At 73.1% G+C, this 9,136-nt stretch carries 7 protein-coding genes and 1 pseudogene; 1 reads left to right on the top strand and 7 read right to left on the bottom strand.

Annotated elements, in window-relative coordinates:
- On the bottom strand, positions 1-1,393 hold a 1,393-nt coding region (locus tag ACFU99_RS21790; protein WP_384394434.1), incomplete at its 3' end, for an MFS transporter.
- A 356-nt stretch (positions 1,394-1,749) separates the two neighbouring features.
- Here ACFU99_RS21790 and ACFU99_RS21785 point away from each other — a divergent pair.
- Entirely contained in the window at positions 1,750-2,676 is a 927-nt protein-coding gene (locus ACFU99_RS21785) for a TIGR03560 family F420-dependent LLM class oxidoreductase (RefSeq protein WP_384394432.1), read from the top strand.
- 39 nt (positions 2,677-2,715) lie between these two features.
- Here the strand turns inward: ACFU99_RS21785 and ACFU99_RS21780 are convergent, their stop codons facing one another.
- From ACFU99_RS21780 to ACFU99_RS21755, 6 genes and pseudogenes are all read right to left on the bottom strand, one after another.
- Positions 2,716-3,399 carry a 4'-phosphopantetheinyl transferase superfamily protein gene (locus ACFU99_RS21780; protein ID WP_384394430.1) on the bottom strand — a complete coding sequence of 228 codons (684 nt, stop codon included), beginning with the start codon at positions 3,397-3,399 and terminating at the stop codon, positions 2,716-2,718.
- Positions 3,400-3,536: 137 nt separating this feature from the next.
- Positions 3,537-3,929 (bottom strand): YccF domain-containing protein, encoded by a 393-nt coding sequence (locus ACFU99_RS21775; RefSeq protein WP_384394429.1) that lies wholly within the window; start codon positions 3,927-3,929, stop codon positions 3,537-3,539.
- Positions 3,930-4,027: 98 nt separating this feature from the next.
- A complete protein-coding gene (gene htpX, locus ACFU99_RS21770; RefSeq protein ID WP_384394427.1) occupies positions 4,028-4,891 on the bottom strand; it encodes a zinc metalloprotease HtpX in 864 nt (287 codons plus the stop codon).
- 151 nt (positions 4,892-5,042) lie between these two features.
- Positions 5,043-6,611 carry an NADH-quinone oxidoreductase subunit N gene (locus tag ACFU99_RS21765; RefSeq protein ID WP_384394425.1) on the bottom strand — a complete coding sequence of 523 codons (1,569 nt, stop codon included), beginning with the start codon at positions 6,609-6,611 and terminating at the stop codon, positions 5,043-5,045.
- A complete protein-coding gene (locus ACFU99_RS21760) occupies positions 6,611-8,188 on the bottom strand; it encodes a NuoM family protein (protein ID WP_384394435.1) in 1,578 nt (525 codons plus the stop codon). The genes ACFU99_RS21765 and ACFU99_RS21760 overlap by 1 nt, the downstream gene beginning before the upstream one ends.
- Before the next feature lie 17 nt (positions 8,189-8,205).
- Positions 8,206-9,136, bottom strand: a pseudogene (locus ACFU99_RS21755) (NADH-quinone oxidoreductase subunit L); the annotation flags it as partial.

The following is a 9,136-nucleotide window of genomic DNA, read 5'->3' as shown; positions in this document are numbered from 1 at the left end:
GCCGTACGGTGTCCGCGGCCGTCGCCAGGTCGCCCTGGTTGAGCAGGTCGGCGACGCGGTCGGGCTGGTTCGCGTACGGCGTGTCGTACGAGCCGAGCTTCCCCGCCAGGCCGCTCTGGGTGAACGTCACCAGCAGCGAGCCGACCACGGCGATCGCGGCGGCCTCGCCCGCGAGCCGCATGGTGTTGAACATCCCCGCGGCCATCCCGGCGCGCTCCGCCTCCACGCTGCTCACCGCCGCGCCGTCCAACAGGCCGAACGAGATGCCCACCGCCGCGCCGATCAGCATCAGCGGGCCGAGGATGGCCAGGGCGCCGCCGCCGGGTTCGATGACCGTCAGCCACGCGTAGCCGACGGCGGCGATCAGTACGGCGGCGACGAGCTGCACCCGGACCGGCACCCACCGCGTGAGCGCGGCGGCGATGGCCGGGAAGACGAGCGTCGGGCCGGTGAGCATCATGATCGTCAGGCCCGCCTGCTGGGCGCTGAGGCCGTCGACGGCGGAGAAGTACGAGGGCAGGTAGACGACGAGGGGGCTGAAGCCGAGCACGATGACGACGACGGTCAGGCACAGGCCCAGGAACTTCGGGCGGGCCAGCAGCCCCAGGTCGAACATCGGCTGCTCCTGCCGCCGCTCCACCAGGGCGAACACGGCCAGCAGGACCACCGCCCCGGCCAGCGAGCCGAGCGTGACGGGGGCCGTCCAGCCGGCCTGCGGCGCCTCGACCAGGCCGAGTACGAGCAGGACCAGCGAACCCGTGAACGTCACCGTCCCGGCCTTGTCGACCCGGCCCGCGTTCTCGTTGCGCGACTCCGGCACGAACGGGATCAGCAGCAGCACGGCGAAGGCCAGGGCCGCGGGGACGAGGAAGACGGACCGCCAGCCGAACGCGGTCACGAGCACGCCCGAGACGCTCGGGCCGAGCGCCAGGCCGAGCCCGACCGTCGTGCCGAACAGGCCGAACGCCCGCGCCCGCGCCTTCCCCTCGAAGACCTGGGCGAGCAGGGCGCTGCCGCTGGGGAGAGCGGCGGCGGCCCCCACCCCGGCGACGGCGCGCGCCACGTCCAGGAGCACGATGTTCCCGGCCAGCGCGGCGACCAGCGCGCCCGCGCCGAAGAGCGCCGTGCCCGAGAAGAACACGCGCTTGCGGCCCACCAGGTCGGCCAGCGAACCGGCGGCGAGGATGAAGCCCGCGAAGGTGAGGTTGTAGCCGTTCACCGCCCATTGCAGGGCGGACAGGCCGCTGTGCAGGTCCCCGCCGATGCTGGGCAGGGCGACCGAGGTGCCGGTGATGGAGAGCGGGAACAGCACCGATGCCAGGCACACCGCGATGAGCGTGAGCACCGGCGGCCGGGGCCGGCCGGTTCGCGGCGCGGCGACGGAACGGGACATAGGAATACTTCCTCCACAACGTGGCCGATTCCCATGGGAGAAACGCCGGACGGGCCGGAGGGCTTGATATGTGACGCGCACCGTGGGAATCGAAGAGTGCACGGCGATGTCGTTTGCCCGCCACGCTAGGCAGCCGCCTGACGCCCCCTCAATGATCCTGCCGCGCAGGGCACAGGGGAATGCCTCCTAAGTGACATGCCGGCCGCTCCCGCCGGGGAATACCGGGCCGGCGGCGGGCCGATTAGCGTTCCCGGCGAAACGCCCGAGTCGGCATTCCGGCCTTCCAGTCCTATGGCCGAGGCTCTCGAAGCTCCGATAACTCAGGCCCTGATGACCCAGGCTCTAAGGAGAATTCCGTGCAGTTGCGCATTCACACCGAGCCGTCCGAGCGCGGCGCCTCATACGCGACGGTGCTGCGCGTCGCGCGAGCCGCCGAGGAGCTGGGCTTCGACGCGTTCTTCCGCTCGGACCACTACCTCCAGGTGGGCGCCGACGCCGAGGAGCCGGGGCCCAGCGACGCCTGGCTGACCCTGGCCGCGCTCGCCCGCGACACCCGCCGCGTCAAGCTGGGCACCCTGGTCAGCCCCGCCACCTTCCGGTCGCCCGGCCAGCTGGCCATCCAGGTCGCCCAGGTCGACGACATGTCCGGTGGCCGGGCGGAACTCGGCCTGGGCGCGGGCTGGTTCGAGGCCGAGCACGAGGCGTACGCGATCCCGTACCCCGGCAAGCGGTTCGCCCGGCTGGAGGAGCAGCTGCGGATCGTCCGCGGGCTGTGGACCACCGGCCGCGCCGAGCGTTTCGACTTCGAGGGCGAGCACTTCCGGCTCGTCGGGGCCCAGCCCACGCTGCCGCCGGTCCAGCGCCCGCACCCGCCGATCATCGTCGGCGGCACGGGCGCCGTCCGCACCCCGGCGCTGGCCGCCGCCTACGCGGACGAGTACAACGCCGCGTTCGTCTCGCCGGAGCAGGCCGGGATCCAGTACGACCGCATCCGCAAGGCGCTGGCCGAGAACGGCCGGGGGCAGGACTCGATGCGGTTCTCGGTGATCCAGACCGTGTGCTGCGGCCGTACGGACGCGGAACTGCGGCGGCGGGAGCGGGCCCTGCGGGAGCCGCTGCCCGAGTACGCGTTCCGCGGCACCCCGGACCGGATCGCGGACCTCATCGGGCAGTACGAGCGGGCCGGCGCGGACCGCGTCTATCTGCGCACCCTCGACCTCACGGACCTGGACCACCTGGAACTGGTCGCGGACCGGGTGCTGCCGCAGTGCGCTCCGGCCTGAGCGGAGCGGGGTGAGGGGCACCGGCCACAGCGCCCCGGCTCACCCCATGCGGGCGTCCGCCGCCCGCCCTTCCCCGGCCCCTACGCCGTCGTCCGCGGTGACCAGCACCGTGGTCCACACGTACGGGCCGTCGAAGTGCGCCTGCCCCGCTATCCGGTGCCCGGCCGGGAGCAGCCCGCGCGCCGCTTCGACGCGGAGCCGGGAGCCCACGATCCGTATCTCCACGCTGTGGAAGACCAGGTCGCGCGCGTCGGCCAGCCCGCAGAGGGCCTTGTAGGCGGCCTCTTTCGCCGAGAAGGCCACGGTGAGCAGCGCGGCGTCGGCGGGTTCGCGCAGCAGCCCGGCGCGCTCCCGGCGGGTCAGGACCAGCCCGGCCGTGCGGCGGTCCAGCCGCCCCAGCCGCTCCACGTCCACGCCGACGCCGACGGTCTCCGGCCCGACGGCCGCCACCGCGGCGGCGGCACCGCCCTGGCAGTGGCTGACCGATCCGCGCACGCCCGCCGGGAACCGGGGGCGGGCCCCGTCGCGCAGCACCGGCCCGGAGCGTCCGAGCAGCCGCAGCGCGTCGGCGGCGGCGTGCCGTCCGGCGACGAAGTCCCGGCGCCGGGCGCCCTCCAGAGCGTCGGCCAGTTCCCGCTCCGCCGGATGCAGCCCGGCGGCGGTCCGCCGGTCCGCTCTGCGCAGCACTCCGGCGACACCGGGCGCCGGACGGACGACGGACACGCTGGGCACTGGGTACGCGCTCGCCATGACGGCCCCGTTCTCGCTCGGAACGCTCGGGTCACCATCGTCCATCTCCGCGCCGCACCCACGGCGAGAAGTGCCACGGAAGAACGGGCGCGCTGCTCCCTAGGAAGACCTCAGCGCGTCGCGAACGGCTGGTCCGTCGGGACGATCTCGCGGCCCAGCGGCAGCAGGGAGATCGGGATCAGCTTGAAGTTGGCGATGCCCAGCGGGATGCCGATGATCGTGACGCACAGCGCGATGCCGGTGAGCACATGGCCGAGCGCCAGCCACCAGCCGGCGAAGACGAGCCAGATGGCGTTGCCGACGCAGGAGGCGGCCCCCGCGTCCCGCCGTTCGACCGTGGTCCGCCCGAACGGCCACAAAGCGAATCCGGCGATGCGGAAACTGGCGATGCCGAAGGGGATGGTGACGATGAGGACGCAGCAGATGATGCCGGCGACGACGTACCCGACGGCCATCCAGAAGCCGCAGAGGACCAGCCAGATGATGTTCAGGATGAGCCTCATGGTGCGAACAGCCTCCTACGTGTTCCTGCGTGCGAACCCACTTCCAGCAGGCAAGACGCGCGCATGGCGCGGAGTGGTTGCGAGCGGCCGGGCCGCGGTCACGGGCGGTGCCCCGCGAGCTGTTCCAGGCGGGCGATGCGCTCCGCCATCGGCGGGTGGGTGGAGAAGAGCTTCGACATGCCCTCGCCGGGCCGGAACGGGTTCGCGATCATCAGATGGCTCGCGGTCTCCAGCCGGGGCTCGGGCGGCAGCGGCAGCTGTTTGGTGCCGGCGTCGAGCTTGCGCAGGGCGGCGGCGAGGGCCAGCGGGTCGCCGGTGAGCTTGGCCCCGGAGGCGTCGGCCTCGTACTCGCGGGAGCGGCTGACGGCGAGCTGGATGAGCGACGCGGCGATGGGGCCGAGCAGCATGATCATGATCATGCCGATGAAGCCGGGGCCCTCGTCGTCGTCGGATCGGCCTATGGGAATCAGCCAGGCGAAGTTCACCAGGAACATCACGATGGAGGCGAGCGCCCCGGCCACCGAGGAGATCAGGATGTCGCGGTTGTAGACGTGGCTGAGCTCGTGGCCGATGACGCCGCGCAGCTCGCGCTCGTCGAGGAGGCGCATGATGCCGTCGGTGCAGCAGACGGCGGCGTTGCGCGGGTTGCGGCCGGTGGCGAAGGCGTTGGGCGCGTCGGTGGGCGAGATGTAGAGCCGGGGCATGGGCTGGCGCGCGGCCGTCGAGAGCTCGCGGACCATGCGGTACAGCTGCGGGGCCTCGAACTCGCTGACCGGGCGGGCGCGCATGGCCCGCAGCGCCAGCTTGTCGCTGTTCCAGTAGGCGTACGCGTTGGTGCCGAGCGCCACGAGGACGGCCACGATCAGGCCAGTACGCCCGAAGAGGCTGCCGATGACGATGATGAGGGCCGAGAGTCCGCCGAGGAGTACGGCGGTCTTGAGCCCGTTGTGCCGGCGGTGCACGGTACGCCCTCCAAGTGGTGCGGCAGGGGAACCCTTTGCTTGGCGTTTCCACCCTCCAGTGGACCCTTCCGAACTGGTCAACGCCAGATGAAGGCCGCTAGTTCCCTTGTGCACGGAGGCGGTCGTACGTCCGTACGGGTGAGGGGCGGCGCTACAGGAGCACTCCGGAGGCGAAGCGCAGGACGATCTGCGGCGCGCCGGACAGGGCGATGCCCAGGACGGCGGCGAGGCCGATGGCGGCGGTGAGCGTGGCCGGGATCTTCGTGTTGGCCGGTTCGGGCTCTTGCGCACCGGCCGCCGGTACGGGCTCCCGGGCCCCCTCCGCAGCCGCGGCCCCCTCCGGAGTCGGCGCGCGGAAGAGGACCGCCGTCCACTGGAGGTAGTAGTAGAGCGCGATCACCACGTTGACGGCCATCACGGCGGCCAGCCAGCCCAGCCCCGCGTTCACCGCCGCCGAGAACACCGTGACCTTGGCGAACAGCCCGATGATCCCCGGCGGCAGCCCGGCCAGGCACAGCAGGAAGAAGCCCAGGGCGAGGGCGGCGAGCGGGCGGCGCGCGTACAGGCCCCGGTAGTCGGCGACGCGGTTGGCCGGGCTCGTACGGGCGACGAGGGCGGCGACGGCGAACGCGCCGAGGTTCACGGCCGCGTACATCAGGGCGTACGCGACGGTGGAGCCGACCGCGTGGGCCGCGCCGCCGGAGGAGTCGGCGGTGTACGCGGCGGAGGCGATCGGGACCAGCAGATAGCCGGCCTGTCCCACGGAGGACCAGGCGAGCAGCCGTACGGCACTGTGCTCGCGGTCCGGGCGCTGGCGCAGGGCGGCGACGTTGCCCGCCGTCATCGTGAGGGCGGCGAGCACGGCGAGCGCCGGGCCCCACACCCGCCCGTACGACGGGAAGGCGACGACGGTCACCAGGATGAGTCCCGAGAAGCCGACGGCCTTTCCGACCACGGATAGGTAGGCGGCCACGGGCAGCGGCGCGCCCACGTAGGTGTCGGGCACCCAGAAGTGGAAGGGGACGGCCGCGGTCTTGAAGGCGAAGCCGACCAGGGTCAGGGCCACGCCCGCCTGGGCGAGCGTGTCGAGGCGCGGGTCCACGTGCGTGAGCGACTCGGCGATCTGCGTGAGGTGGAGGCTGCCGGTGGCCGCGTACACGAAGCTGACGCCGAGCAGCATGACGGCGGTCGCGGTGACCGAGGACAGGAAGAACTTCAGGGCGGCCTCGGAGGAGAGCCGGTCCCCGCGGCGCAGGCCCACCAGCGCGAACGCGGGCAGCGAGGCCACTTCGAGGGCGATCACCAGGGTGGCGAGGTCGCGGGCGGCGGGCAGCAGGGCCGCGCCCGCCGCGGAGGACAGCAGCAGGAACCAGAACTCGCCCGCGGGGAGTTTGAGATCGGTGATCGAGTTAATGGAGAGCAGCGCCGTCAGCAGGGCGCCGCCGAGGACCAGGAACTGGATGACGAGGGCGAAATGGTCCGCCGTATAGCTGCACGCCTCGGCGCCCGAGGTGAGGCAGAACGTGGACCGGTCGCCGGCCAGGAGCGGCAGCAGCGACAGCCCGGCCAGCACCAGGCCGCCGACGGCGATCCAGCCGAGCGTCCCCTTCTTCCCTTCGGGAAGGAAGAGGTCGGCGACCAGGACGGCGAGCGCCACCACGGCGGCGACGGTCGGCGGGGCGATGGCGAGCCAGTCGACGGACTGGACCAGGGAGCTCATCAGGCGCCTCCGCGCAGGAGCTGCTGAACGGCCGGGTCGGTGAGGCCGAGAAGGGCCGCGGGCCAGAGCCCGGCGAGGACGGTGAGGGCGACGAGCGGGGTCCAGGCCGCGAACTCGTACGTGTGGACGTCGGGCACGGCGAGGAGCGGCGGCGCGCCCCCGGAGCCCGCCGCGGGTTCCGGCCGCCGCTCGCCCATGCACACCCGGCGCACGACGATCAGCATGTACGCGGCGGTCAGCAGGGTGCCGACGGCGGCGACGGCCATGAAGACGAGGAAGGCCGGGCGGCTCAGGCCCTCGGCGGGCCGGAACGCGCCGAACAGCGCGAGCATCTCGCCCCAGAACCCGGCGAGGCCCGGCAGCCCGAGCGAGGCGACCGCGCCGAACGCGAGCAGCCCGCCGAGCCGGGGGGCCCGCCCGTACAGCGCCGCGCCGCCCTTCCCCGCGAGCTGGTCGAGGTCGCTGGTGCCGTACCGGTCCTTGACCGCGCCGACCAGGAAGAAGAGCAGGCCGGTGATGAGGCCGTGGGCGATGTTGGCGAACAGCGCGCCGTTCACCCCGGTCGGGGTGAGGGTGGCGATGCCCAGCAGCACGAAGCCCATGTGCCCGACGGAGGAGTAGGCGATCAGCCGCTTGAGGTCGCCGCCCGCGCCCATACGGGCCAGGGCCAGACAGGCCAGCGACCCGTAGACGATGCCGACGACCGCGAACGCCGCGAGGTAGGGCGCGAAGGTGCGCGCCCCGTCGGGGGCGATGGGCAGCACGATGCGGACGAACCCGTACGTGCCCATCTTCAGCAGCACCCCGGCCAGCAGCACGGAGCCCGCGGTCGGGGCGGCGGTGTGCGCGTCCGGCAGCCAGCTGTGCAGGGGCCACATCGGGGCCTTCACCGCCAGCCCGACGCCGATGGCGAGGACCGCCAGGAGCTGCGTGGTGTGGCTGAGCTTCGAGCCGTTGTCAGTGGCGAGTGCCACCATGTCGAACGTGCCGCCCTTGACCCCGATGAGGAGGAGGCCGAGCAGCATCACGACGGAGCCGAGCAGCGTGTAGAGGATGAACTTCCAGGCGGCGCGCTCCTTCTGGCCGCCGCCCCAGCGGGCGATCAGGAAGTACATCGGGATGAGCACCATCTCGAACGCCAGGAAGAACAGCACCAGGTCGAGCACGGCGAAGGTCGCCAGGGTGCCGGACTCCAGGACGAGGATCAGCGCGACGAACGCCTTCGGGGACGGGCCCGCGGGCATGTGCGCGTAGCTGTAGAGGGCGCAGAGGAAGGTCAGCAGCGCGGTCAGTACGAGAAGGGGGAGCGAGACGCCGTCCACACCGAGATGGAGCCGGATGCCGAGGGCCGGGATCCAGCCGACGTCGGTGGTGGCCTGCATCCGCGCGGGGTGGTCGTGGTCGAAGCCGACGGCCAGGGCGACGGCCAGCGCGAGGATCACGCCGCTGACGGTGACGCCGTGGCGGAGCACGGCCTGGTCAGGGTTCTTGCCCTTCAGTCCGGGCGGGGCCGGGAGCAGGGCGGCGACGGCTCCGAGGAGGGGGACGACGACGATCGCAGCGAGGAGGATCTGCATGACGGTGTGGCTCACGGTCAGCCTCCGGTGGCTACGAGTACGGCGGCGACGGCCAGGATGACGGAGCCGGCGAGCAGGGCGCTGAGGTAGGTCTGCACATTGCCGGTCTGGGCGCGGCGGACGGCTGTGCCCAGCAGGCGGGGCACGCCGGACGCGCCGCTGACGTAGGCGTCGACGACCTCGCGGTCGAGGAAGCGCACGAGCCGCGCGGCGGCGGCCACGGGCCGGACGAACACGCGGTCGTACAGGGCGTCGAGGTGGAACCCGGCGGCGGCGTGGCGGTGCAGGGGGCCGAGCAGGAGGCGGCCGGGGTCGGCGGGGTCGGGTGCGCTCGCGATGGACCCGTACGCGCTCTTGTGCGTGGCGATGGCCTCCTCCTCGGAGACCGCGGGGTCGGCGTCCGGGTCGGCCGCGACGGCGCCCAGCGGCACGCGGGCGGCCAGCGCGGAGGTGTGGCGCCAGGCCGCGTACATGACGAGGACGCCGACGAGGGCGAATCCGGTGCCGATGATGGAGGTGGACAGGGTCGGTTCGAGGGACCGGCCGTCGAACCAGTCGGGAAGCGCCGCCACGGCGAGACCGAGCGCGAGGGTGGGGACGAACAGCACCCACAGGACGGCGTTCATGACCACGGGCGTCCGGGCTGGGTGCCCCGCGGGCGAGGCTGCCGCGGCATCGTCGGAGGCCGGCGGCGGTCCCGGCTCCACCTGGTCGGCGGCGGAGAGCGCGGGGCCCTTGCGGCCGCCGCGCAGCAGCGGGGGCGAGCCGGCGAGCAGCCACAGCCGGGTGGCGTACCCGGCGGTGAGGAGGGCGGTGAGCAGCCCGGCGACGAGCACGGTCCAGCCCGCGGCGGCGGGGATGCCGTCCGTGTGCCCGGTGGCGGCGTGCTCGGCCGCGCCGAGCACCCCCTCCGTGGAGAAGAAACCCCTGAACCGCGGGGTGGCGGCC

The sequence above is a fragment of the Streptomyces sp. NPDC057654 genome (assembly GCF_042800135.1).
Classification (GTDB): Bacteria; Actinomycetota; Actinomycetes; order Streptomycetales; family Streptomycetaceae; genus Streptomyces.
The sequence above is the reverse complement of the archived record's forward strand: the minus strand, read 5'-3'. Positions and strand labels throughout refer to the sequence as shown.

What these genes read in the sequence shown, in the direction of transcription:
- ACFU99_RS21775 (WP_384394429.1), bottom strand. Translation starts at nt 3,929, where the DNA reads ATGAGGCTCATCCTGAACATCATCTGGCTGGTCCTCTGCGGCTTCTGG.
- ACFU99_RS21765 (WP_384394425.1), bottom strand. Translation starts at nt 6,611, where the DNA reads ATGAGCTCCCTGGTCCAGTCCGTCGACTGGCTCGCCATCGCCCCGCCG.
- ACFU99_RS21760 (WP_384394435.1), bottom strand. Translation starts at nt 8,188, where the DNA reads ATGCAGATCCTCCTCGCTGCGATCGTCGTCGTCCCCCTCCTCGGAGCC.